Annotated in this window: 21 protein-coding genes; 18 read left to right on the top strand and 3 right to left on the bottom strand. The window is 63.7% G+C overall.

Annotated elements, in window-relative coordinates; genetic code table 11:
- Positions 1-8 precede the first annotated feature (8 nt).
- From dnaE to ispD, 7 genes are all read left to right on the top strand, one after another.
- Positions 9-3533, top strand: coding sequence for a DNA polymerase III subunit alpha (dnaE, locus tag F3J44_RS28665; RefSeq protein WP_167277851.1), 3525 nt, complete (start codon positions 9-11; stop codon positions 3531-3533).
- Positions 3534-3638: 105 nt separating this feature from the next.
- Positions 3639-4586, top strand: coding sequence for an acetyl-CoA carboxylase carboxyl transferase subunit alpha (accA, locus tag F3J44_RS28660; protein ID WP_015269200.1), 948 nt, complete (start codon positions 3639-3641; stop codon positions 4584-4586).
- Positions 4587-4725: 139 nt separating this feature from the next.
- Positions 4726-6009, top strand: a complete 1284-nt coding sequence (gene tilS / locus F3J44_RS28655) for a tRNA lysidine(34) synthetase TilS (protein ID WP_167277850.1) — start codon at positions 4726-4728, stop codon at positions 6007-6009.
- 269 nt (positions 6010-6278) lie between these two features.
- Positions 6279-7907 (top strand): CTP synthase, encoded by a 1629-nt coding sequence (locus F3J44_RS28650; RefSeq protein ID WP_167069096.1) that lies wholly within the window; start codon positions 6279-6281, stop codon positions 7905-7907.
- Positions 7908-8107: 200 nt separating this feature from the next.
- Entirely contained in the window at positions 8108-9397 is a 1290-nt protein-coding gene (eno, locus tag F3J44_RS28645; RefSeq protein WP_167069093.1) for a phosphopyruvate hydratase, read from the top strand.
- A gap of 169 nt (positions 9398-9566) precedes the next feature.
- Positions 9567-9848: a cell division protein FtsB gene (gene ftsB / locus F3J44_RS28640; protein ID WP_023534037.1), complete on the top strand. Its 282-nt coding sequence runs from the start codon at positions 9567-9569 to the stop codon at positions 9846-9848.
- Positions 9845-10552, top strand: coding sequence for a 2-C-methyl-D-erythritol 4-phosphate cytidylyltransferase (ispD, locus tag F3J44_RS28635; RefSeq protein WP_167277843.1), 708 nt, complete (start codon positions 9845-9847; stop codon positions 10550-10552). The genes ftsB and ispD overlap by 4 nt, the downstream gene beginning before the upstream one ends.
- An 82-nt stretch (positions 10553-10634) precedes the next feature.
- Here ispD and F3J44_RS28630 read toward each other — a convergent pair whose 3' ends face one another.
- On the bottom strand, positions 10635-11531 hold the full coding sequence (locus F3J44_RS28630; RefSeq protein WP_167069087.1) for a LysR substrate-binding domain-containing protein: 897 nt from the start codon (positions 11529-11531) through the stop codon (positions 10635-10637).
- Between the two features lie 107 nt (positions 11532-11638).
- On the opposite strand from F3J44_RS28630, the gene F3J44_RS28625 reads away from it, so the two are divergent.
- The 8 genes from F3J44_RS28625 (at position 11639) to rpoS (ending at position 18848) form a co-directional block, all read left to right on the top strand.
- Positions 11639-12751 carry an S-(hydroxymethyl)glutathione dehydrogenase/class III alcohol dehydrogenase gene (locus tag F3J44_RS28625; protein ID WP_167277841.1) on the top strand — a complete coding sequence of 371 codons (1113 nt, stop codon included), beginning with the start codon at positions 11639-11641 and terminating at the stop codon, positions 12749-12751.
- Positions 12752-12765: 14 nt separating this feature from the next.
- Positions 12766-13614: an S-formylglutathione hydrolase gene (gene fghA, locus F3J44_RS28620; protein WP_370526798.1), complete on the top strand. Its 849-nt coding sequence runs from the start codon at positions 12766-12768 to the stop codon at positions 13612-13614.
- A gap of 160 nt (positions 13615-13774) precedes the next feature.
- On the top strand, positions 13775-14248 hold the full coding sequence (ispF, locus tag F3J44_RS28615; protein ID WP_167069080.1) for a 2-C-methyl-D-erythritol 2,4-cyclodiphosphate synthase: 474 nt from the start codon (positions 13775-13777) through the stop codon (positions 14246-14248).
- Positions 14245-15303, top strand: a complete 1059-nt coding sequence (truD, locus tag F3J44_RS28610) for a tRNA pseudouridine(13) synthase TruD (protein ID WP_167069077.1) — start codon at positions 14245-14247, stop codon at positions 15301-15303. The genes ispF and truD overlap by 4 nt, the downstream gene beginning before the upstream one ends.
- Positions 15291-16040 (top strand): 5'/3'-nucleotidase SurE, encoded by a 750-nt coding sequence (gene surE / locus F3J44_RS28605; RefSeq protein WP_167069074.1) that lies wholly within the window; start codon positions 15291-15293, stop codon positions 16038-16040. Before truD ends, surE begins: the two co-directional genes overlap by 13 nt.
- Positions 16040-16720, top strand: coding sequence for a protein-L-isoaspartate(D-aspartate) O-methyltransferase (locus F3J44_RS28600; RefSeq protein WP_167069071.1), 681 nt, complete (start codon positions 16040-16042; stop codon positions 16718-16720). The genes surE and F3J44_RS28600 overlap by 1 nt, the downstream gene beginning before the upstream one ends.
- 154 nt (positions 16721-16874) lie before the next feature.
- The gene (locus F3J44_RS28595) at positions 16875-17732 is read left to right on the top strand and encodes a peptidoglycan DD-metalloendopeptidase family protein (RefSeq protein ID WP_167069068.1); all 858 of its coding nucleotides are present in this window, start codon (positions 16875-16877) and stop codon (positions 17730-17732) included.
- A gap of 108 nt (positions 17733-17840) precedes the next feature.
- Positions 17841-18848, top strand: coding sequence for an RNA polymerase sigma factor RpoS (gene rpoS, locus F3J44_RS28590; protein ID WP_167069065.1), 1008 nt, complete (start codon positions 17841-17843; stop codon positions 18846-18848).
- An 885-nt stretch (positions 18849-19733) separates the two neighbouring features.
- On the opposite strand, the gene fdxA is transcribed toward rpoS, so the two are convergent.
- Positions 19734-20057, bottom strand: a complete 324-nt coding sequence (gene fdxA, locus F3J44_RS28585; RefSeq protein WP_012270863.1) for a ferredoxin FdxA — start codon at positions 20055-20057, stop codon at positions 19734-19736.
- Positions 20058-20197: 140 nt separating this feature from the next.
- Complete coding sequence (mutS, locus tag F3J44_RS28580; RefSeq protein WP_167069061.1) at positions 20198-22771, bottom strand: DNA mismatch repair protein MutS; 2574 nt, start codon at positions 22769-22771, stop codon at positions 20198-20200.
- Between the two features lie 161 nt (positions 22772-22932).
- On the opposite strand from mutS, the gene F3J44_RS28575 reads away from it, so the two are divergent.
- From F3J44_RS28575 to F3J44_RS28565, 3 genes are all read left to right on the top strand, one after another.
- Positions 22933-24000: a hypothetical protein gene (locus F3J44_RS28575; RefSeq protein WP_167277838.1), complete on the top strand. Its 1068-nt coding sequence runs from the start codon at positions 22933-22935 to the stop codon at positions 23998-24000.
- Positions 24001-24045: 45 nt separating this feature from the next.
- Entirely contained in the window at positions 24046-24777 is a 732-nt protein-coding gene (locus F3J44_RS28570; protein ID WP_167277836.1) for a S24 family peptidase, read from the top strand.
- A 238-nt stretch (positions 24778-25015) separates the two neighbouring features.
- Positions 25016-25354 (top strand): phage holin family protein, encoded by a 339-nt coding sequence (locus tag F3J44_RS28565; RefSeq protein ID WP_167277835.1) that lies wholly within the window; start codon positions 25016-25018, stop codon positions 25352-25354.
- Positions 25355-25550 lie beyond the last annotated feature (196 nt).

The following is a 25550-nucleotide window of genomic DNA, read 5'->3' as shown; positions in this document are numbered from 1 at the left end:
GACTTTCCATGTCGGTTCCCTTCGTTCACCTGCGCGTCCACTCCGAATTTTCGCTGGTCGACGGCCTGGTGCGGATCAAGCCGCTGGCCAAGGCGCTGGCGGGGATGAACATGCCGGCGGTGGCGATCACCGACCAGAGCAACATGTGCTCGCTGGTGAAGTTCTACAAAACCGCCATGGGCGCTGGCATCAAGCCGATCTGCGGCGCCGACCTGTGGCTGGCCGGTGCCGACCCGGAGGCGCCGCTGTCGCGGATCTGCTTCCTGGCCATGAACCCCAAGGGCTACCGCAACCTCACCGAGCTGATCTCGCGGGGCTGGACCGACGGCCAGCGCAATGGCCTGGTGATTCTCCAGCGCGAGTGGATCGCCCCCGCCAGCGAAGGGCTGATCGCCCTGTCTGCAGGCAAGGAAGGCGATATCGGCATGGCCCTGATGAACGGCCGTACCGAGGAAGCCATCGCGCTGCTGGGCGACTGGATGGGCATGTTCCCCGAACGCTTCTACGTCGAAGTGCAGCGCACCAACCGCGCCGGTGACGAGGAATACGTGCACGCCGCGGTAGCCCTGGCCGACCAGCTCGGCGCGCCATTGGTCGCGACCAACGATGTGCGCTTCATCAAGCAATCGGACTTCGACGCCCACGAAACCCGCGTGTGTATCGGCGAGGGCTGGACCCTCGACGACCCGCGCCGCCCGCGTGGCTACAGCGACCAGCAGTACCTGAAGTCGGCCGAGGAAATGGCCGAGCTGTTCAGCGACCTGCCCGACGCCATTGCCAACACGGTGGAAATCGCCAAGCGCTGCAACATCCAGGTGCAACTGGGCAAGTACTTCCTGCCCGACTTCCCCACGCCCAACGGCATGGGCATCGACGATTACCTGCGCCACGTGTCCCACGAGGGCCTGGAAGAGCGCCTGGCGGTGCTCTGGCCCAAAGACACCACGCCCAATTACGAAGAAAAGCGCCAGGTCTACCTGGACCGCCTGAAGTTCGAGCTGGACATCATCATCCAGATGGGCTTCCCCGGCTACTTCCTGATCGTTATGGACTTCATCAAGTGGGCCAAGAACAACGACGTGCCGGTCGGCCCGGGGCGGGGTTCGGGTGCCGGTTCGTTGGTGGCCTACGTACTGAAGATCACCGACCTCGACCCGCTGGCCTACGACCTGCTGTTCGAGCGCTTCCTCAACCCTGAACGTATTTCCATGCCCGACTTCGATGTCGACTTCTGCATGGATGGCCGCGACCGGGTAATCGACTACGTGGCCGAAGCCTATGGCCGTAACGCGGTAAGCCAGATCATCACCTTCGGCACCATGGCCGCCAAGGCAGTGGTGCGCGACGTGGCGCGGGTGCAGGGCAAGTCCTACGGCCTGGCCGACCGCCTGTCGAAGATGATCCCGTTCGAAGTGGGCATGACCCTGGAGAAAGCCTTCGAGCAGGAAGAGATCCTGCGCGACTTCCTCAAGGGCGACGAAGACGCCCGCGAAATCTGGGACATGGCGCTCAAGCTCGAAGGCGTCACCCGCGGCACCGGCAAGCACGCCGGTGGCGTGGTAATCGCCCCGACCAAGCTCACCGACTTCTCGCCGATTGCCTGTGACGAGGAAGGCGGCGGCCTGGTGACCCAGTTCGACAAGGATGACGTCGAGGCCGCGGGCCTGGTGAAGTTCGACTTCCTCGGCCTGCGCACCCTGACCATCATCAAGTGGGCGATGGAGATCATCAACCGCGAGCAGGCCAAGAACAACCTGCCCGATGTGAACATCGACTTCATCCCGCTGGACGACCGCAAGACCTACGAGCTGCTGCAAAAAGCCGAAACCACGGCGGTGTTCCAGCTTGAATCGCGCGGCATGAAGGAGCTGATCAAGAAGCTCAAGCCCGACTGCCTGGAAGACCTGATCGCACTGGTGGCGCTGTTCCGCCCAGGCCCGCTGCAGTCGGGCATGGTGGACGACTTCATCAACCGCAAGCACGGCCGTGCCGAGCTGGCCTACCCGCACTCGGACTACCAATACGAAGGCCTCAAGCCGGTATTGGCGCCAACCTACGGCATCATCCTGTACCAGGAACAGGTGATGCAGATCGCCCAGGTGATGGCCGGCTACACCCTCGGTGGTGCCGACATGCTGCGCCGGGCCATGGGTAAGAAAAAGCCCGAGGAGATGGCCAAGCAGCGCGGTGGTTTCATCGAAGGCTGCGTGGCCAACAATATCGAAGCCGATCTTGCGGGTAACATCTTCGACCTGGTAGAGAAGTTCGCAGGCTACGGCTTCAACAAATCCCACTCCGCGGCCTATGGCCTGGTGTCGTACCAAACCGCCTGGCTGAAAACCCACTACCCGGCACCGTTCATGGCCGCGGTACTGTCGGCGGACATGCACAACACCGACAAGGTGGTGGTGCTGGTAGAGGAAGTGCGCAGCATGAAGCTGCGCCTCGACGCGCCGGACGTGAACTTCTCCGACTTCAAGTTCACCGTCAACAACGACGGGCGCATCGTCTATGGCCTGGGCGCGATCAAGGGCGTGGGCGAGGGCCCGGTGGAGGCCATCGTCGAGGCGCGCGCCGAGGGCGGGCCGTTCAAGGACCTGTTCGACTTCTGCGAGCGCATCGACCTCAAGCGGGTCAACAAGCGTACCCTCGATGCACTGATTCGCAGTGGCGCGCTGGACCGCCTGGGCCCGCACTTCCATGACGAGATCAAGGCCTACCACGCCCACATCGACATCAACCGCGCGACCCTGTTGTCGGCGCTGGGCGAGGCCGTGAAGGCTGCCGAGCAGGCGGCCCACACCGCTGACAGCGGCCACGTCGACCTGTTCGGCAGCATGTTCGACGACGCCGACGTGGACGTTTACGCCAACCACCGCAAGGTGCGCGAACTCACCCTCAAGGAACGCCTCAAGGGCGAGAAGGACACCCTTGGGCTGTACCTCACCGGCCACCCGATCGACGAATACGAGACCGAGATCCGCCGTTTCGCCCGCCAGCGCATCATCGACCTCAAGCCCTCGCGTGAAACCCAGACCATCGCCGGGATGATCATTGCCCTGCGGGTGATGAAGAACAAGAAGGGCGACAAGATGGGCTTCGTCACCCTCGATGACCGCTCCGGGCGCATCGAGGCCTCGCTGTTCGCCGATGCCTACATGGCGGCACAGTCCTTGCTGCAGGCCGATGCCATGGTGGTGGTCGAAGGCGAGGTCAGCAACGACGATTTCTCTGGTGGCCTGCGCCTGCGGGTCAAGCAGGTGATGACCATGGAGGATGCGCGCACCAAACTGGCCGAAAGCCTGCGCCTGAAGGTCGCCCATGACGCACTCAAGGGCGACCGCCTGAAGTGGCTGGGCGAGCTGATTACCCGCCATCGCGGTGCCTGCCCGATCACCCTGGAGTACACCGGCAGCGATGCCAAGGCCATGCTGCAGTTCGGCGAGCAGTGGTCGATCGACCCGGCCGATGGGCTGATTCAGGCCCTGCGTGACCAGTTCGGGCGTGAGAACGTCTTCCTGCAATATCGTTGAATCGACGAAATTTAATCTCGACCTATATGCGCCTGATCCCTTAAGGTAGGGCGCCAAACGGATCAACCGGCCGGCCGCCTGGCCGTAGACCCAAGACGGATGACTATGAACCCGAATTTTCTCGATTTCGAACAGCCGATTGCCGACCTGCAAGCCAAGATCGAAGGCCTGCGCCTGGTAGGCAACGACAACTCGCTGAACATCAGCGATGAAATTGCCCGTCTGCAAGACAAGAGCAACACCCTGACCGAAAGCATCTTCGGCAACCTGACCAGCTGGCAGATCGCCCGCCTGGCCCGTCATCCACGTCGTCCTTACACCCTGGACTACCTGGAGCACATCTTCACCGAGTTCGAAGAACTGCACGGCGACCGCCACTTCTCCGACGATGCTGCCATCGTGGGTGGCACCGCGCGCCTGGACGGCAAGCCGGTCATGGTCATTGGCCACCAGAAGGGCCGCGAAGTGCGCGAGAAAGTGCGCCGCAACTTCGGCATGCCGCGCCCTGAAGGCTACCGCAAGGCCTGCCGCCTGATGGAAATGGCCGAGCGCTTCAAGATGCCGATCCTGACCTTCATCGACACCCCCGGCGCCTACCCGGGCATCGACGCCGAAGAGCGCAACCAGAGCGAGGCGATTGCCTGGAACCTGCGCGTGATGGCGCGCCTGAAGACGCCAATCATCGCCACCGTGATCGGTGAGGGTGGTTCCGGCGGTGCGTTGGCCATTGGCGTGTGCGACCAGCTGAACATGCTGCAATATTCCACCTACTCGGTGATTTCGCCGGAAGGCTGCGCCTCGATCCTGTGGAAGACTGCCGACAAGGCGGCCGACGCTGCCGAGGCCATGGGCATCACCGCCGAGCGCCTGAAGAGCCTGAACATCGTCGACAAGGTGATCCAGGAGCCGCTGGGCGGCGCCCACCGCGACCCGGCCAAGATGTCCGAAAGCATCCGTGCCGACCTGGTGCAGCAGCTGGACATGCTCGGCAAGCTCGACCACGACGCGCTGCTGGCCCGTCGTTATGACCGCCTGATGAGCTACGGGCTCTGATAGACCCGGGGCCGCTTCGCGGCCCATTCGCGGGGCAAGCCCGCTCCTACAGCAAGTCGCAACCTTTTGTAGGAGCGGGCTCGCCCCGCGAATGGGCTGCAAAGCACCCCCGGCAATCTCAAGCCAAGTGAGGCCGCCAATGATCCACCTCACCCCTTGGCTCAACGCCCCCACCTGGTACATCGCCTTCTCCGGCGGCCTCGACTCCACCGTGCTCTTGCACCTGCTGGCAGACTACGCCCGCCATCACCCATCGCCCCCATTGCGTGCGCTGCATGTCCACCACGGCCTGCAACCCGCCGCCGACGCCTGGCCTGCCCACTGCCAAGCCATCTGCGACAATCTCGGCATTGAACTCCAGGTCATCCACGTCCAGGTTGCCCCCGGCGCCAGCCTTGAACAGGCTGCCCGCGATGCCCGCTATGGCGCGTTCGAAGCGGTATTGCAGCAGGGCGACCTCCTCTTCACCGCCCAACACCGTGACGACCAGGCCGAAACCCTGTTGTTCCGCCTGCTGCGCGGTGCCGGCCTGCGCGGTTTGGCGGCGATGCCCGAACGCCGTTCCCTGGGCCAGGGCAGCCTGGTTCGGCCCTTGCTCGGCACCTCGCGCGAGCAATTGCTCGCCTATGCCCAGGCCAACGGGCTGGCCTGGATCGAAGACCCGTCAAACGCCGATACCACCTTCGACCGCAACTACCTGCGTGGCGAAGTATTCCCCCGGTTGCAGCAACGCTGGCCCCAGGCCTGCCAGAACATGGCGCGCAGCGCCCAGCACCTGGGTGAGGCGTTGGGCCTGCTCGACGAACTGGCCCAGGGTGACCTGGCCCGGGCCGGGGAGGGCGCGGCATCGGCCTGGGCCATGCTCGAATCGCTTGACCTTGCGGTGCTCGCCGCGCTGTCGCCAGCGCGCCAGCGTAATGCCCTGCAGTTCTGGCTCAGCCCGCGCACCCGTTTGCCCGACACCCGCCACTGGGCAGGGTGGGCCGACCTGCGCGACGCTGCTGGCGATGCCCAGCCGGTCTGGCAACTTGCCGATGGGCGGTTGGTGCGCAGCCACGGCCGGTTGTGGTGGTTGAGCGGCCAGTGGCTGCGCACGCCCGAGGGGGAGTGCGCCTGGGCTGACCCTGCTACGCCCCTGACATTGCCGGGCAACGGCAACGTGCGTCTCGATGCCGCGCCGGCACCCGGTGGCTTGTGCATCCGTTACCGCCAGGGTGGCGAGGTGCTGGACATCCCTGGCCGTGGCCGGCGCGACCTCAAGCGCCTGCTCAACGAGCTGCAGGTCCCGCACTTCGTGCGCCCGCGCCTGCCGCTGCTGTACCGCGGCGAGCAGTTGCTGGCGGTGGCCAACCTGCCGGCGCTGGCGCAGGCGAATTGCCAGCTGCACTGGCAGCTGCCGACGAACGCGCAAGGTTTGAGCTGAAGGGTACATTCGGGTAGACTACCCTCCCTTCTTGATACAGCTTCTGTGGCTTCCCCGGAAACACAGCAGTTGCCGATTACCAAGCAGTTTTTTGCTGGGCTGATTCTGGAAATGACGAGCGAGCTCCATGCCGGGGGTACCCCTGGTCTGTACAGACGCGGCAGTTTTTCGAGATGCACTGTGATTGACGCAGGTGATCGGGGGCTTCGGCCTTCCTTCGCTTTCTCCGGCGGCGCTGGCCGCCTTAACGCAGACTTCTAGGGTTTTTCATGACGCGCTACATATTCGTCACGGGCGGTGTTGTTTCTTCATTGGGGAAAGGCATTGCCTCGGCTTCCCTGGCGGCCATCCTGGAAGCGCGGGGCCTGAAGGTCACCATGCTCAAGCTGGATCCGTACATCAACGTCGATCCGGGCACCATGAGCCCGTTCCAGCACGGTGAAGTGTTCGTCACCCACGACGGTGCCGAAACCGACCTCGACCTGGGTCACTACGAGCGGTTCATCCGCACCACCATGACCCAGAACAACAACTTCACCACGGGCCGTATCTACGAGCACGTGCTGCGCAAGGAGCGCCGTGGTGACTACCTGGGCGCCACCATCCAGGTGATCCCGCACATCACCGACGAAATCAAGCGCCGCATCATCAAGGGCGCCGGCGATGCCGACGTGGCCCTGGTGGAAATCGGCGGCACCGTGGGTGACATCGAGTCGCAGCCGTTCCTTGAGGCAATTCGCCAGCTGCGTGTCGAAGTGGGCTCCAAGCGCGCCATGCTGATGCACCTGACCCTGGTCCCGTACATCGCCACCGCTGGCGAAACCAAGACCAAGCCGACCCAGCACTCGGTCAAGGAACTGCGTTCCATCGGCCTGCAGCCGGACGTGCTGATCTGCCGTTCCGACCACCCGGTCGATGCCTCGTCGCGCCGCAAGATCGCGCTGTTCACCAACGTTGAAGAGCGTGCGGTGATTTCGCTGGAAGACGTCGACACCATCTACAAGATCCCAGCTGTGCTGCACGCCCAGGGCCTGGACGACTTCGTCGTCGAGCGCTTCGGCCTGCAGTGCAACAGCGCCGACCTGTCCGAGTGGGACAAGGTGGTGGACGCCAAGCTCAACCCAGAGCAGGAAGTCACCATCGCCATGGTCGGCAAGTACATGGAACTGCTGGATGCGTACAAGTCGCTGATCGAAGCGATGAGCCACGCCGGCATCACCAACCGTACCAAGGTGAACCTGCGCTACATCGATTCCGAAGACATCGAGAACCAGGGCACCAGCCTGCTCGAAGGCGCCGATGCCATCCTGGTACCGGGCGGTTTCGGCCTGCGCGGCGTGGAAGGCAAGATCACCGCGGTGCAATACGCCCGTGAGAACAAGGTGCCGTACCTGGGTATCTGCCTGGGCATGCAAGTGGCCGTGATCGAGTTCGCCCGTAACGTGATGGGCTGGAAAGACGCCAACTCCACCGAGTTCGACCGCAACAGCGGCCACCCGGTCGTCGGCCTGATCACCGAGTGGGCCGATGCCACCGGTGCCGTCGAAACCCGTACCGAAGCTTCCGACCTGGGCGGCACCATGCGCCTGGGCGCGCAGGACTGCCAGCTGGCTGCCGGTTCCAAGGTTCACGACTGCTACGGCAAGGACATCATCACCGAGCGCCACCGCCACCGTTACGAGGTCAACAACAACCTGCTGCCGCAGCTGGTTGATGCTGGCCTGGTGGTTTCCGGCCGCTCCGAAGACGGCGCGCTGGTCGAGGTGGTCGAGTCCAAGGACCACCCATGGTTCGTTGCCTGCCAGTTCCACCCGGAGTTCACCTCCACCCCGCGTGACGGTCACCCGCTGTTCAGCGGCTTCGTCAAGGCGGCCCTGGCCCAGAAGAACAAGGCCTGATTTTTTCAGGTCTTTGCTGAGTTTTCCGACGGTTAAAGCCGCGCAAGGCTCATTTCTCGGGTAAAGTACGCCCCGATCTACCCCTGACCGCTCGGTCAGGGGTTGCTTCTGCCAGGCCTGCCTGCTGCGTCCCCGCCTGGTGCAAGGCAAGAATTTCCTAAAGCTGCGTTGTTTTCGTCAATTCTGGAGTGCTTACAACAATGGCAAAAATCGTCGACATCAAAGGTCGTGAAGTTCTCGATTCGCGTGGCAACCCCACCGTGGAAGCCGATGTACTGCTCGACAACGGCATCATCGGCAGCGCTTGCGCGCCGTCCGGTGCTTCCACCGGCTCGCGCGAAGCGCTGGAGCTGCGTGATGGCGACAAGAGCCGTTACCTGGGCAAGGGCGTGCTGAAGGCCGTCGCCAACATCAACGGCCCGATCCGCGAGCTGCTGCTGGGCAAGGACCCTTCCGACCAGAAGGCCCTGGACCACGCCATGATCGAACTGGACGGGACCGAGAACAAGGCCAAGCTGGGCGCCAACGCCATCCTGGCCGTGTCCCTGGCTGCCGCCAAGGCTGCTGCCCAGGACCAGGACCTGCCGCTGTACGCCCACATCGCCAACCTGAACGGCACCCCGGGCCAGTACTCGATGCCAGTTCCGATGATGAACATCATCAACGGTGGCGAGCACGCCGACAACAACGTCGACATCCAGGAGTTCATGGTTCAGCCCGTTGGCGCCAAGACCTTCTCCGACGGCCTGCGCATGGGCACCGAAATCTTCCACCACCTCAAAGCCGTGCTCAAGGCCCGTGGCCTGAACACCGCCGTAGGTGATGAAGGTGGCTTCGCCCCTAACCTGGCTTCCAACGAAGACGCCCTGGGCGCCATCGCCGAAGCCGTGGAAAAAGCCGGCTACAAGCTGGGCACCGACGTGACCCTGGCCCTGGACTGCGCAGCCTCCGAGTTCTATGAAGACGGCAAGTACAACCTGTCCGGTGAAGGCAAGTCGTTCGACGCCGAAGGCTTCGCCGACTACCTCAAGGGCCTGACCGAGCGCTTCCCGATCATCTCGATCGAAGACGGCCTGGACGAGTCCGACTGGGCTGGCTGGAAAATCCTGACCGACAAGATCGGTGAGAAGGTGCAACTGGTCGGTGACGACCTGTTCGTTACCAACACCAAGATCCTCAAGGAAGGCATCGAGAAGGGCATCGGTAACTCGATCCTGATCAAGTTCAACCAGATCGGTTCGCTGACCGAAACCCTGGAAGCCATCCAGATGGCCAAGGCTGCCGGCTACACCGCGGTGATCTCGCACCGTTCCGGTGAAACCGAAGACTCGACCATTGCCGACCTGGCCGTGGGTACCGCTGCTGGCCAGATCAAGACTGGCTCGCTGTGCCGCTCCGACCGCGTCTCGAAGTACAACCAGCTGCTGCGCATCGAAGAGCAACTGGGCGCCAAAGCGGTATACCGTGGTCGTGCCGAGTTTCGCGGCTAAGCAAGAGATGGTAAAAAGACAGCAGCCGAGGCTGCCGGAACTTCCGTACTGACTTTTCGTACTGAATCATCCGGCGCTTCATGCGGGTTTCTGTCAACGAAGCCTGGCCTCGGCCAGGCTTCGTGCTATATGACGCCCGTGTGCGGCGGTCTTTAACCTGGATACCTTGATGCGCAGTCCCTATTGGTTGTTCCTTGTCCTGCTCCTGTTGCTCGGTGGCCTGCAATACCGCCTTTGGGTGGGTAACGGCAGCCTTGCGCAAGTGGCCGAGCTCAAGCAGCAGATCGACGAACAGCACGCCGAGAACGAACGGCTGCTGGAGCGTAACCGCGTGCTCGATGCCGAGGTGCTTGAGTTGAAGAAGGGTATGGAGACCGTTGAAGAACGGGCTCGTCATGAACTGGGAATGGTCAAAGAGGGTGAAACCCTCTTCCAGCTGCCGCAAAAATGAGTGAACCGTTACCGGCCTTCTGGGCCGTGATTCCTGCTGCGGGCGTTGGTGCCCGCATGGCTGCCGACCGCCCCAAGCAATACCTGGAGCTGGCCGGGCAGACCCTTCTTGAGCACAGCCTCGACTGTTTCCTTGGCCACCCCGCGCTCAAGGGCGTGGTGGTCAGCATTGCCGAACAAGACCCGTACTGGCCGGCCCTGCGCTGCGCCAGCGATGCGCGCATCCAGCGTGCCGCGGGCGGGCGTGAGCGTGCCGACTCGGTGCTCAATGCCCTGTTGCTGCTGCATGCCCAGGGGGCGGCAGATGACGACTGGGTGCTGGTGCACGATGCCGCGCGGCCGAACCTGGCCCGTAGCGACCTGGACAAGCTGCTGTCGGAGCTGGCCGATGACCCGGTGGGGGGGCTGCTGGCGGTGCCGGCGCGCGACACCCTCAAGCGGGCCGACGCCCATGGTCGGGTGAGTGCCACGGTGGACCGCAGCACCATCTGGCAGGCCTACACGCCGCAGATGTTTCGCCTGGGCGCCTTGCACCGGGCGCTGGCCGAGTGCCTGGTGTCGGAGGTGACCGTGACCGATGAAGCCTCGGCCATCGAATGGTCGGGGCAGGCGCCGCGGCTGGTCGAAGGGCGTAGCGACAATATCAAGGTCACCCGGCCGGAAGACCTGGAGTGGCTGCGCCAGCGGTGGGCTGGGCGGCGCTGATTGGTGTATTGCTGTCCCGGCCTCTTCGCGGGGCAAGCCCGCTTCTGTAGGAGCGGGCTTGCCCCGCGAAGAGGCCAGCAAATCACCCTTGCCGATACTCCGGCAGCCCCGCCAACCCTTCCTTCAAATAATCCACCAATCGCCGCACTTTGGGCGACAGATGCCGCTGCTGCGGGTACAACGCCCACACCGCGGTATTCGGCGGCTGATGCCCCTCCAGCAACGACACCAGCGCACCACTGTTCAGGTGTTCGAGCACGTAATAGTCCGGCAACTGGCACAGCCCCATCCCCAGCAACGCCGCGTCCAGCACCGCCTGGCCACTGTTGCAGCGCCAGTTGCCCTGCACCCGTTGGCTGATCTCGCGCCCATCCTGCTGCAAGGCCCACAGGTCTGAACTGCCGATCAGGCAATTGTGCCGGGCCAGTTCCGACACGCTGTGGGGGCGGCCGTAGCGTTCAAGGTAGGCGGGTGAGGCGCACAGGTACATGCGCCGTGGTGCAAGGCGGGTGGCCACCAACCGGGAGTCGGCCAGCCGGCCCAGGCGAATCGCCAGGTCCATGCCTTCATGCAGCAAGTCCAAGGTGCGGTTGCTCAGCTCCACGTCCACCCGCAACTGCGGGTACAGGGCCATGAAGCGCGTCACCAGCGGCACGATGAAACGCTCGCCATAGGCCACCGCGCAGGTCATGCGCAGCAGCCCCTTGGGCTCGCTCGCCAGGTCGCCGATCGCCCGCAGGGCTTCCTCCCGCCCGTCCTGCAGGCGCTGGCAGTGCTGCAGGAAGGTCTGCCCGGCCTCGCTCAAGGTCACGCGGCGGGTGCTGCGGTACAGCAGGCGCGTTTGCAGGCGCTCTTCCAGGCGGGCAATTTGCCGGCTGATATGCGAGGACGACACCCCCAGGCGCTCGGCGGCGGCAGTGAACTGGCCCATTTCTGCCACGGCAACGAACTCGTCGATGCCTTCCCAGCGGCTGTTCATTGATTATCCCTGTATGGCAATAATGTTTTGGCTTTGCCCGGATTATTCATCAAAAGCGCCTGGATTACACTGCTGGCCTGAATCGATCCCCTGTCTGGAGTGCTGTGATGATCAAGTCCCGTGCCGCCGTCGCCTTCGAGGCCAAGAAACCCCTGGAAATCGTCGAAGTCGACGTGGCCATGCCCAAGGCCGGCGAAGTGTTGCTGCGCGTGGTTGCCAGCGGTGTTTGCCACACCGACGCCTACACCCTGTCTGGTGCCGACCCGGAAGGTATCTTCCCGTCGATTCTCGGCCATGAAGGTGGCGCGATCGTCGAGGCGGTGGGCGAGGGCGTCACTTCCGTGGCCGTGGGCGACCACGTGATCCCGCTGTATACCCCTGAATGCGGCAAGTGCAAGTTCTGCCTCTCGGGCAAGACCAACCTGTGCCAGGCCATCCGCGCCACTCAGGGCAAGGGCCTGATGCCCGACGGCACCACGCGCTTCTCCTACAAGGGCCAGCAGTTGTTCCACTACATGGGTACCTCGACCTTCTCCGAGTACACCGTGTTGCCGGAAATCTCCGTGGCCAAGATCCAGAAGGAAGCGCCGCTGGAGAAGGTTTGCCTGCTCGGTTGCGGCGTTACCACCGGCATCGGTGCGGTGCTCAACACCGCCAAGGTCAAGGCCGGTGACACCGTGGCCATCTTCGGCCTGGGCGGCATTGGCCTGTCGGCGGTGATTGGTGCGGTCAAGGCCAAGGCCTCGCGCATCATCGCCATCGACATCAACCCGGCCAAGTTCGAAATCGCCCGCCAACTGGGCGCCACCGACTGCATCAACCCGAAAGACTACGACCGCCCGATCCAGGAAGTGATCGTCGACCTCACCGACGGTGGCGTGGACTTCTCCTTCGAGTGCATCGGCAATGTTCAACTGATGCGTGCGGCCCTGGAATGCTGCCACAAGGGCTGGGGCGAGTCGGTCATCATCGGGGTTGCCAGTGCCGGCCAGGAAATCGCCACCCGTCCGTTCCAGTTGGTGACCGGCCGCGTCTGGCGCGGTTCGGCATTCGGTGGCGTGCGTGGGCGCAGCGAGCTGCCAAGCTACGTGGAAATGTCCGAGAAGGGCGAGATTCCGCTGGATACCTTCATTACCCACACCATGGGCCTGGAAGACATCAACAAGGCCTTCGACCTGATGCACGAAGGCAAGAGCATTCGTAGCGTGATCCACTTCTGAGGTCAGCCATGAGCCTGGACAACATCTCTTGCCAGAAAAGCTTCGGCGGCTGGCACAAGCGTTACCGGCACCACTCCAAGGTGCTGGGTTGCGACATGGTGTTCGCCGTCTACCTGCCGCCGCAAGCCGAGCAGGGTGAAAAGTTGCCGGTGCTGTACTGGCTCAGCGGCCTCACCTGCACCGACGAGAACTTCATGCAGAAGGCCGGCGCCCAGCGCCTGGCCGCCGAGCTTGGCCTGATCATCGTCGCTCCCGACACCAGCCCGCGTGGCGAGCAAGTGCCGGGCGACCCGGACGGCGCCTGGGACTTTGGCCTGGGCGCGGGGTTCTACCTCAATGCCAGCCAGCAACCCTGGGCCCAACACTACCGCATGCACGACTACGTGGTGCAGGAGTTGCCGGCATTGATCGAGGCGCACTTCCCGGCCAGTGACCAGCGCAGCATCAGCGGCCACTCCATGGGCGGCCACGGTGCGCTGGTGTGCGCCTTGCGCAACCCTGGGCGCTACCGCTCGGTGTCGGCGTTCTCGCCGATCAGCAACCCGATGGATTGCCCATGGGGCGAGAAGGCCTTGGGCCGTTACCTGGGTGAAGACCGCACCCGCTGGCGCGAGTGGGATGCCAGCGTGCTGCTGGCCGAAACCCCGGCTGGCCAGTGCCCACCGCTGCTGGTGGACCAGGGCGACCGTGACGACTTCCTCGAAAAACAGCTCAAGCCCGAAGCGCTGGAGCAGGCGGCACGCAAAGGGGGGCATGCCCTGACCCTGCGCTTGCAGCCTGGCTATGACCACAGCTACTACTTCATCGCCAGCTTCATCGACGAGCACCTGCGCCATCATGCGAAGGCACTGGGCCGGGTGTAGGCAGGGTTGCGCTGTACCGGTAGGAGCGAGCAAAGCTCGCGATGCGCCGCGCAGCGGCGCCCGATCTTGCAGGCACAGTTAACCCCGTGCCGATCACCCTCAGCCCCAATCCCTCAAAAGCAGGTAGAATCACGCCCTGACTCAATCAGGGCGTTTTTCTATGCGTATTGGCCACGGCTACGATGTGCACCGTTTCTGCGACGGTGATTTCATTACCCTGGGTGGGGTGCGTATCCCCCACAAATACGGCCTCCTGGCCCATTCCGACGGTGACGTGCTGCTGCACGCCCTGAGCGATGCCCTGCTCGGCGCAGCCGCGTTGGGTGACATCGGCAAGCACTTCCCCGACACCGACCCGCAATTCAAGGGGGCCGACAGCCGCGTGCTGCTGCGGCATGTGGTCGCTATCGTCAAGGCCAAGGGTTGGCAGGTCGGCAACGTCGACGCCACCATCGTCGCCCAGGCGCCGAAAATGGCCCCCCATATCGAAACCATGCGCCAGCTGATCGCCGAGGACCTGCAGGTCGAACTCGACCAGGTCAACGTCAAGGCCACCACCACTGAAAAACTCGGCTTCTGCGGCCGCGAGGAGGGCATTGCCGTGCATTCGGTCGCCCTGTTGCTGCCCGCATGACTGAACTGGACCTGTTGGGCCCGCGTGCATCGGGCGACTCCCTGGGCAGCGCCGTTCTCAAGGCGGTGGCCGAAGACTTCCAGGTCGATGAAGTCCTCGACATTCCGCTGTCTGGCCAGGGCGAGCACCTGTGGCTGTGGGTGGAAAAGCGCGACCTCAACACCGAAGAGGCTGCCCGCCGCCTGGCCCGCGCCGCCGGTGTACCGGTGCGCGCCATCAGCTATGCCGGCCTCAAGGACCGCCAGGCCCTGACCCGGCAGTGGTTCAGCCTGCACCTGCCGGGCAAGGCCGACCCTGACCTGGCGCGTGCCGAAGACAGCACCTTGCGCGTGCTCAAGCAGGTGCGCCACCAACGCAAGCTGCAGCGTGGCGCCCACGCGGCCAACGGCTTCACCCTGCGCCTGACCGCGCTGGCTGCCGACCACCAGGCCCTGGATGCACGCCTGCAAGCGCTCAAGCAGCACGGCGTACCCAACTATTTCGGCAGCCAGCGCTTCGGCCACGGCGGCGGAAACGTGCACGATGCCCAGGACTGGGCGGCGCGCAAGGCCCTGCCCGAGCAGCGCAATGTGCGTTCGCGCCTGCTGTCGGCCGGGCGCAGCTACCTGTTCAACCAGGTGCTGGCCGCCCGCGTGGCTGACGGCAGTTGGCAGCACGCCCAGGTCGGTGACCTGTTGGCGTTCACCGACAGCCGTAGTTTCTTTCCTGCCGGTGTGCAGGAATGTTCCGATCCACGCCTGGCGATTCTGGACCTGCACCCCACCGGCCCGATGTGGGGCGAAGGCCCATCGCCTGCCAGTGGTGCCCCTGGCACGCTGGAAAGCACCATCGCCGAGCGTCATCCGGCGCTGTGCCAGTGGCTGGCCCACGCGGGCATGGATCACGAACGGCGCATCCTGCGGCTCCCTATTGGCGGCCTGACGTGGCATTATCCCGAGCCTGATATCCTGCAACTGGAATTCGTCCTTCCGGCCGGATGCTTCGCCACCGTGGTGGTGCGCGAACTCGTCGATCTGGTGCCGGCAGGGCAGACGGACAGCCCATGCGTATTCTGATTTCGAATGACGACGGTGTTACGGCACCTGGCCTCGCCGCGCTCCACGGTGCGCTGGCGGATTATGCCGAGTGCGTGGTAATCGCCCCGGACCAAGACAAGAGCGGCGCCGGCAGTTCGCTGACGCTCGACCGGCCCCTGCACCCGCAGGCCCTGGCCAACGGCTTCATCAGCCTCAACGGCACGCCCACCGACTGCGTGCACCTGGGGCTCAATGGGCTGTTGCCCGAGCCTGTGGACCTGGTGGTTTCCGGTATCAACCTGGGGGCCAACCTGGGCGATGACGTGATCTACTCCGGAACGGTGGGCGCCGCGCTGGAGGGCCGCTTCCTGGGCGGCACGTCGCTGGCCTTCTCATTGGTGTCGCGCCTGCCCGACAACCTGCCGGCTGCGGCCCATGTCGCTCGCCGCCTGGTCGAGGCATTGCCGCGCTTGCAACTGCCACCGCGTACCGTGCTCAACGTGAACATCCCCAACCTGCCGCTGGAGCGCATCCGTGGTATCCAGCTGACCCGCCTGGGGCACCGGGCACGGGCGGCGGCGCCGGCCAAGGTGGTCAACCCGCGCGGCAAGGAAGGCTACTGGATCGCCGCGGCGGGCGACGCCGAGGACGGCGGGCCGGGCACCGACTTCCACGCCGTGATGCAGGGCTACGTGTCAATCACCCCGCTGCAGCTCGATCGCACCTTCAGCGATGCGTTCGAACAGCTCGACGGCTGGCTGGAGGGCTTGCTCTGATGCGTGACCAGGACGATCTGCAGCGCCGGGGCGGCATTGGCATGACTTCGCAGCGTACCCGCGAGCGGCTGATCCAGCGCCTGAGCGAGGAAGGGGTGTCGAACCCCAAGGTGCTCGATGTGATTCGTCGCACGCCGCGCCACCTGTTCGTCGACGAGGCACTGGCGCACCGGGCCTACGAGGACACCGCCCTGCCGATCGGGCATAACCAGACCATCTCCCAGCCGTTCATGGTGGCACACATGAGCGAGCTGCTGCTGGAGGCCGGGCCACTGGACAAGGTGCTGGAGATCGGCACCGGTTCCGGTTACCAGACGGCCATCCTGGCCCAGCTGGTGGAGCGGGTATTCTCGGTGGAGCGTATCAAGGTGCTGCAGGACCGCGCCAAGGAGCGCCTGGTCGAACTGAACCTGCGTAACGTGGTATTTCGCTGGGGCGATGGCTGCGACGGCTGGCAGGCCCTGGCGCCGTACAACGGCATCATCGTCACGGCGGTGGCAGCGGAAGTGCCGCAGGCGCTGCTGGACCAGCTGGCGCCGGGTGGCCGCATGGTGATCCCGGTTGGCCCGGCAGGGGAGGTGCAGCAGTTGATGTTGATCGTGCGCGAGGAGCAGGGCTTCTCGCGTCGGGTGCTGGGGGCCGTGCGCTTCGTGCCGCTGCTCAATGGCCCGTTGGCCTGAGCCGCCAGGAATATTTGCAGCGGCAACGAATTCTTGCGCCACGGCCCGGTCTATCTGGCGGGGCCCGAGCTCTGCCAAGGCCGTTCGGCTTGGTTATAATTGCAACAATATTGCATATCGTCTTATCGTTTTTGGCACCATGAGGGGAGCGCGGGTGGGGCACACAGTCATTCGGCAGCGCAAGGATCGGTCGGTTTTAAAGCTTCTGGTGATTGCGCTGGCCATGGGCACTCTGCTGACTGGCTGTTCGAGCACAGGCTCGGGCGGCGCGCGCGTGGTCGACCGCAACAATGCCGCCCCCAAGCGCCCGACCGTCACTTCCGGCCAGTACGTGGTCAAGCCTGGCGACACGCTGTTCTCCATCGCGTTCCGCTACGGCTGGGACTACAAGGAGCTGGCCGCACGCAACGGCATCGCTGCCCCCTACACCATCCGCCCGGGCCAGGCGATCCGCTTCAACAGTGGCGGAACAGGAACCACCACGGTGGTGTCCAGCCCGTCCTCGTCGAGCAAGACAACGGTCATTCGTCGGCCCGTGGGCGCGCCTATCACGCCTGCTGAAAATGGCGGAAAAACGGCGCCAACAACGCCAACCGCGCCTGCCACGGTAGCTGCCACGGTGCCCGCCGCAGAGCGGGCGGCAGGTGGCTGGACCTGGCCTGCCAACGGCGTGCTGATTGGAAAATTCGCTTCAAACGGTAGTTTGAATAAAGGCATTGATATCGCCGGTGATTTGGGACAGCCTGTTTTTGCTGCGTCTGATGGTGCGGTGGTCTATGCCGGGAGTGGCTTGAGGGGCTACGGCGAACTGATCATCATCAAGCACAGCGATACCTACGTCAGTGCCTACGGCCACAACCGCAGGCTGTTGGTTCGGGAGGGGCAGCAGGTCAAGGCAGGGCAGTCGATTGCTGAAATGGGGTCCACGGGCACTGATCGGGTGAAGCTGCATTTCGAGATTCGCCGCCAGGGCAAACCCGTCGATCCACTCCAGTTCCTGCCACGCCGTTGATTGTTGTACCCGGCCTGTTCCTGTGATGTAGAGGGGACAGGCTCCAGCGATGCCAGGGAAGCAGGTGCCGCTCGAGTCTGAGTTCGAACTCAGCAAAGGACTATAACAATGGCTCTCAATAAAGAAGTGCCGGAGTTTGACATCGACGATGACGTCCTCCTGATGGAGACGGGCATCGTTTTGGAAACGGATGTGGTGTCAGACGAACCTGCTGTATCTCCGGTTCGGGCCAGGGCCAAATCAGGCTCTTCACTCAAGCAACACAAGTACATCGACTACAGCCGGGCACTTGATGCTACCCAGCTGTATCTCAACGAGATCGGATTCTCGCCTCTGCTGTCGCCGGAAGAGGAAGTCCATTTTGCGCGCCTGTCGCAAAAAGGTGACCCTGCCGGCCGCAAGCGCATGATCGAAAGCAACCTGCGCCTGGTGGTGAAAATCGCCCGCCGTTACGTGAACCGCGGCCTGTCGCTGCTCGACCTGATCGAGGAGGGCAACCTTGGGTTGATTCGTGCGGTGGAGAAGTTCGACCCGGAACGCGGTTTCCGCTTCTCGACCTACGCGACCTGGTGGATTCGCCAGACCATCGAGCGGGCGATCATGAACCAGACCCGCACCATCCGCCTGCCGATCCACGTGGTCAAGGAGCTCAACGTCTACCTGCGCGCCGCGCGGGAACTGACGCAGAAACTCGACCACGAGCCTTCGCCAGAAGAAATCGCCACCTTGCTGGAGAAACCGGTCGCTGAGGTCAAGCGCATGCTCGGCCTGAACGAGCGGGTGTCTTCGGTGGATGTGTCGCTGGGCCCTGATTCCGACAAGACCCTGCTCGACACCCTGACCGACGACCGCCCAACCGACCCGTGCGAGCTGCTGCAGGACGACGACCTGTCCCAGAGCATCGACCAGTGGCTGGGTGAGTTGACCGACAAGCAGCGTGAGGTGGTGGTACGCCGCTTTGGCCTGCGCGGGCACGAGAGCAGCACCCTGGAAGACGTTGGCCTGGAAATCGGCCTTACCCGCGAGCGGGTACGGCAAATTCAGGTGGAGGGCCTCAAGCGCCTGCGTGAGATCCTTGAGAAGAACGGCCTGTCCAGCGAGTCGCTGTTCCAGTAAGCCTGGCTGTACCGCAACAAAAACGCCCCGATGACCTCGGGGCGTTTTTGTTTGTGTCACCACTGCCTCCCAACGCAGTGACCGCCTTCCTGTAGGAGATAACCCAGCCCTCGCGGGCTGCGCTGTCGCGCAGGGAGCATTGCTCGTAGGCGCACCGCCATCCTTTGTAGGAGCGGGCTTGCCCCGCGAACACCGGCGCAGCCGGTGCCATCCACCGCGGTGCTTGCTTCGCGGGTCAAGCCCGCTCCTACAGGACTCTCCGTTAAATCAGATATTTGCGATTTGTTCCATGAGAGCCTACCCAGCCCTACGGGCTGCGCTGTCGCGCAGGGAACAGTGCCAGCAGCCGCGCCGCAATGCCCTGTAGGAGCGGGCTTGCCCCGCGAAGAGGCCGGCAAAGCCAGCCCAAATCGCTAGCCAGGCAATGTGTACCGCGCTACCCCAGATGCATCGCGTGTAAGCCTTTGCTTACTCGTTCTGTAAGCCAACAGTGTAACTACCAGTAAATCATTGTCGTTTCCAGTCACCGTAAATTCACAACTAACTGAAAAATAAGGATTTTTCAAATATGTGAAAGTGTTTCCCCTGCAATATCTTGAGAGATTTCGCAGTTGCCTGTCTCAGGGAACTCGCTAGTATTCGAACTGTGCACACGGACATGCACAGGCTTTCAGGGAGAAGGCCAAGGACATCGCAAGAAGCGATTTCATCAGGACGATGTTTGGGACAAACAGGGACTACGGAAAAAATGTGGGCGGGTCAAACCGCCCCTTTTTTTTGCCTGCGTTTTGCCCCGTAGGCGCGAGCGCAACTCGCGATGCGCCGCAAGTTGCTCGACACCGAAAATAAAAAAGGCCCTTTCGGGCCTTCTTGCGTTCCGCGCGATCAGCGCTCCAGGTCGGCGATCTTGCCGGTCTTGCCGTCCCACTCTTCAGCGTCCGGCAGAGCGTCCTTACGCTCGGTAATGTTCGGCCAGACCTCTGCCAGCTCGGCGTTGAGCTCGATGAAGTTCTCCATGCCGGCGGGGATCTCGTCTTCCGAGAAAATCGCCTGGGCCGGGCACTCAGGCTCGCACAGGGCGCAGTCGATGCACTCGTCCGGGTGAATCACCAGGAAGTTCGGGCCTTCGTAGAAGCAGTCCACCGGGCAGACTTCCACGCAGTCGGTGTATTTGCATTTGATGCAGTTGTCGGTGACGACGAAGGTCATTTCTAGTTCTCTCCTCAGGCGACGGCGGCGGCCCTTCCTCTCAGGGCCGCGCGGTTTACGGGCATGTGGCTGCAGGCCAGGCTAATAACCTGCAGCACCAGCAAACCGCGGCGGATTCTATCAGCTTGTAGTGGGCGCCGTTATAACAGGTTCTTTAGTTGATATAGCATTTCGATAGCTTGACGCGGGGTCATGTCGTCCAGGTCCAGCTTGCCCAGCTTCTCGATGGCCGGGTGTGGCAGGCTGGCGAACAGGTCGCTCTGGTGCGGTACTTGCGGCGCGTCCTTGGCTTTTTTCACCACCACTTGCTCATGGGGCAGGCTGGTGGTTTCCAGGCGCGCCAGGTGCTCGCGTGCGCGCAGGATGACGGGCTGGGGCACACCGGCCAGTTGCGCCACGGCCAGGCCGTAGCTCTGGCTGGCCGGGCCGGGCAGCACATGGTGCAGGAACACGATGCGCTCGTTGTGCTCGGTGGCGTTCAAGTGCACGTTGGCCACCAGCGGTTCACTCTCCGGCAGCACGGTCAGCTCGAAGTAGTGGGTGGCGAACAGGGTGTAGGCGCGCAGCGCGGCCAGGCGCTCGGCGGCGGCCCAGGCCAGGGACAGGCCGTCGAAGGTACTGGTGCCGCGGCCCACTTCGTCCATCAGCACCAGGCTGCGGTCGGTGGCGTTGTGCAGGATGTTGGCGGTTTCGCTCATCTCGACCATGAAGGTCGAACGCCCGCCGGCCAGATCGTCGCTGGAGCCGATACGGGTGAAGATGCGGTCGACCAGCGACAGCTCGCAGCTGGCGGCCGGCACGAAGCTGCCAATGTGCGCCATCAGCACGATCAGGGCCGTCTGGCGCATGTAGGTGGATTTACCGCCCATGTTCGGGCCGGTGATGATCAGCATGCGCGTGCTGTTGTCCAGGCCCAGGTCGTTGGCCACGAACGGCGTGGTCAGCACCTGCTCGACCACCGGGTGGCGGCCCTGCTCGATGCGCAGGCACGGCTCTTCGACAAAGCGTGGGCAGTTCAGGTCAAGCGTCAGTGCGCGCTCGGCAAGGTTGCTCAGCACGTCGATCTCGGCCAGCGCGGCGGCACTGTCCTGCAGCGGCGCCAGGTGGCTGATGAGGGTTTCCAGCAGCGCGTCGTAGAGCATCTTTTCGCGGGCCAGGGCGCGGCTCTTGGCCGACAGCGCCTTGTCCTCGAACGCCTTGAGCTCCGGGGTGATGAAGCGCTCGGCACCCTTGAGGGTCTGGCGGCGGATGTAGTCGCCCGGTGCCTGCTCGGCCTGCTTGGTCGGCAGTTCGATGAAGTAGCCGTGCACGCGGTTGTAGCCGACCTTCAGGTTGGCAAGGCCGGTGCGGGCCTTCTCGCGGACTTCCAGGTCGATCAGGAACTGGCCGGCGTTTTCGCTGATCGCCAGCAGCTCGTCCAGTTCGTTGTCGTAGCCGGCCTTGAGCACGCCGCCATCGCGGATCACCGCGGGCGGGTTGTCGATGATCGCCCGCTCCAGCAGGCTGGCAAGCTCCGGGTAGGTGCCGGTGATGGCGGCCAGGCGCGCCAGGTGCGGCGCTTCCAGCTCGGCCATGGCATTCTGCAGCTCGGGCAGGGCGCCGAGGGCGTCGCGCAGGCGCGCCAGGTCACGCGGGCGGGCGTTGCGCAGGCCGATACGTGCGAGGATCCGCTCGATGTCGCCAATTTCCTTGAGCTGCGGCTGCAGCTTTTCGAAGCGGTAGCCGTCGAGCAGGCAACGGATCGAGTCCTGGCGTGCCTGCAGGGTCTTCAGGTCACGCAGTGGGCGATTCAGCCAGCGGGTCAGCAAGCGGCTGGCCATGGCGGTTTGGCAGCGGTCGACCACCGACTGCAGGGTGTTGTCACGCCCGCCCGCCAGGTTGACGTCCAGCTCCAGGTTGCGGCGGCTGGCGCCGTCGAGGATCACCGTGTCGTCCAGGCGCTCGTGGCGCAGGCTGCGCAGGTGCGGCAGGGCGGTACGCTGGGTTTCCTTGGCGTAGGTCAGCAGGCAGCCGGCGGCGCCGATGGCCAGGGTCAGCTTGTCGCAGCCAAAGCCTTTGAGGTCCTTGGTAGCGAACTGCTGGCACAGCGCCTTGCGCGCCGAGTCACGGTCGAAGTCCCACGGCGCACGGCGGCGGGCGCCCGGGCGCTTCTCGGCAGGCAGGTCGCGCGGCCAGTCGTCGGGAATCAGCAGTTCCACCGGGTTCAGGCGCTCGAGCTCGGCCAGCAGGTTTTCCCAGCCTTTGATCTCCTGCACGCTGAAGTTGCCACTGGTGATGTCCAGCACCGCCAGGCCGAACAGGCGCTCGTCGCCGAGCAGCGCGGCGATCAGGTTGTCGCGGCGCTCGTCGAGCAGCGCTTCGTCACTGACCGTGCCGGGGGTGATGATACGCACCACCTGGCGCTCCACCGGGCCCTTGCTGGTGGCCGGGTCGCCGATCTGTTCGCAGATCACCACCGATTCGCCCAGCTTGACCAGCTTGGCCAGGTAGCCCTCCAACGAATGGAAGGGAATCCCGCACATGGGGATCGACTGGCCGGCCGACTGGCCGCGCGCGGTCAAGGTGATGTCCAGCAGTTTCGCGGCTTTCTTCGCATCTTCGTAGAAGATCTCGTAGAAGTCGCCCATGCGGTAGAACATCAGCTGGTCCGGGTGCTGGTTCTTCAGCTTCCAGTACTGCTGCATCATTGGTGTGTGTGCGGAAAGATCAGACATTCAGGGCCTTACAGCGGGTGATCTGGTTGGCGATGGTAAACCGGCAATGGTACAGGCTTTTTCACCGAGATGCAGGCTGGCTGGCAGCCGGGCGGTGTGGTTAAGCGCCACGGACTTCACTACAATGCGCGGCCCTCGCAAAACTGCACCCGAGCCTTGTCATGAATGTTTGCAGCACGGTCCCGTTCGTCAGCCAGCAACTGATCTACCTCCTGTATGGCGAACGCCGGATCTACCAGCTGGAAGCCAAGCTGAGCATCTTGACCGCGCTGGCGCGCAGCGCGCCGGGCGAGGTGCCGAGCATTCGCGTGCTGACCGACGTGCCCCAGGCATTCGAGGGTTGGCCCGTCGAGGTGGTTGAGCTGGATGCCGGGCTGCTCGATGCCTGGACCGGCAACGGCGGCTACCTGCACCGGCGCAAGGCCTGCGCCATCGCCCATGCCGCCGCATGGGCGCAGAAGACCATTTTCATCGATACCGACACGGTGTTCCTGCAGGCGCCGCAAAAGCTGTTCCATCAGGTTGATGGTGGCCAGTTCCTGGTGGATGAAATCGAGATGAGCTGGGCCGAGGCCTCGGGCAGCAGCTACTACGCAGGGTTCACCCAGGGTTTGGCGAGGGCTGGCGAGGCGCCGGCGGATGATCTGCAGCTGTGCAACAGCGGTGTGCTGGGCTTTGCCCTGGAGAACGCCGCTGTCGCCGACCGCGCCGTGCAGCGTATCGACGCCTGGGCGCCCTACACGGCAGCTTTGCATACCATCGAGCAGATTGCCTTTTCCTTCGAGTTGCACGGCGCGCGGATCAACCAGGCACGAGGGTTGATCAGCCACTACTATGCGATGAAGCCGTTCATCCATGCCATTCTCGAGATCTTCTTCACCCGCCACGGTGACCGTTTCGACCCAAGCCTGCTGCCTTTGGCGCTGCAGGTGCCGGTACAGCGGCCGCAGCCCTCGTGGCTGGACCGGTTGTCGGCGAAATGGAGCCTGACCCGCGTGCCACCGCACCTGCGTGGCATCGGCCGCAAGCTGCTGTATGGCAGCTTCATCGGTAACGACGAATACCAGCGTGCCTGCAAGGTGATCTGGTGGCGTTCGGCAATCGACGACATGCGCCGCCTGGGCGGTTTCGACTGGTCGAACGGCTGGCCGCAAGGGTTGCCCAGGTTGCGAGAGCGGGATGAGCAAGCCATCACTGCGCTGGCACGCAAGGACTTGGAGGCCAGCTGAGCGGATGCATTGCATTTGCCGGACGCTGCCGGCATTATGCACGCTATGCAAAAACGCAATGTAGCCACCGTACTCCGAGAACTGCTCGACCGCCACGGCCTGTCCCCCACGGAGCTGTACCGGCGCACGGGCGTACCGCAATCCACCTTGTCGCGCATTCTCAGCGAGAAGATCGTCGACCCTTCCGACAAGCACGTATCGAAGATCGCCGACTACTTCGGCGTGAGCACCGAGCAGCTGCGCGGCCGTGCTGCGCTCGGCCAGGCACGCGAAGCGCCGGCACACGGCCATGCCGAGCTGCGTGACATCAGCCTGTGGGACGATGAAACCCCCGTCGAGGACGACGAGGTATCGGTGCCTTTCCTACGCGAGGTCGAATTGGCAGCAGGGTCTGGAAGGTTCGTCATCGAAGAGAGCGAGCGTGCGCGCCTGCGCTTTGGCAAGCGCAGCCTGCGACACAACGGTGTGCAGTTCGACCAGGCCAAGTGCGTGACGGTGCGTGGCAACAGTATGTTGCCGGTGCTGCGCGACGGCGCCACGGTTGGGGTCAATACCGGCAAGTGCTCGATCGGCGACATCATCGACGGCGACCTCTACGCCATCAACCATAACGGCCAGCTTCGGGTGAAGCAGGTCTATCGCCTGCCGACCGGCATTCGCCTGCGCAGTTTCAACCGCGACGAACATCCCGATGAGGATTACAGCTTCCAGCAGATGCAGGACGAGCAGATCAGCCTGCTCGGCCATGTGTTCTGGTGGGGCATGTACGCGCGTTGAGCGCAGGCTGTTCAGGAAAACCCGCCTCGGCGGGTTTTTTTTCGCCTTCGGAAATTGCCTACAGCTCACGTTGGGCGAGGCTTTCATGCATTTAGGCGAATTCGCGCGCATAGATATGCTGATTAAATGCATTGACTGCATATGCATGAATGCATAGCCTGTATTTCAAGCCGGGTGCAAGCCGGTAATCAACGCCTGTTGGCCCGTGTCGGCAGGCATTACTACAGGAGGCGTGAGAGTGACCAACGAGCCACAGGTATTGTTGGAAATGCCGCTCTGGCTGGTAATTGTCCTGGCATTGCTCGCTGGCTTGAGCGGCGAAATGTGGCGGGCCGACAAGGCCGGCGCTACCGGCTGGGCGCTGCTGCGACGGCTGGCGTTGCGCTCCGGGGCCTGCATGGTCTGCGGGGTATCGACGGTGATGCTGCTGTATGCCGGTGGCCTGTCGATCTGGGCGGCCAGTGCATTTGGCTGCATGACGGCGGTAGGCGGTGCGGATGTCGCCATGCGCTTGTACGAGCATTGGGCGGTCAAGCGGCTGGGGTTGCGTGAGGGTGGGCGCGCTGATGAACGATAAGGGGGCGGGCTGGGCGCCAGGGTTTCGGTGTATGGGGGAAGTGTTCGCCTTGGGGTTTTCAGCGCCTATGAGATCGAGCGCCGCCCGCGCGGCGCTTCGCGAGCTGCGCTCGCTCCTACGTTTGTTTCGGGCCAGTGAGTCCTGGGGGATTGGCGCGCGAACGCCTTGGCGCATGGCGCAATATCGCGTCGTACCA

It is taken from the genome of Pantoea sp. Tr-811, from assembly GCF_011752535.1.
Taxonomy (GTDB): domain Bacteria; phylum Pseudomonadota; class Gammaproteobacteria; order Pseudomonadales; family Pseudomonadaceae; genus Aquipseudomonas.
The sequence above is the reverse complement of the archived record's forward strand: the minus strand, read 5'-3'. Positions and strand labels throughout refer to the sequence as shown.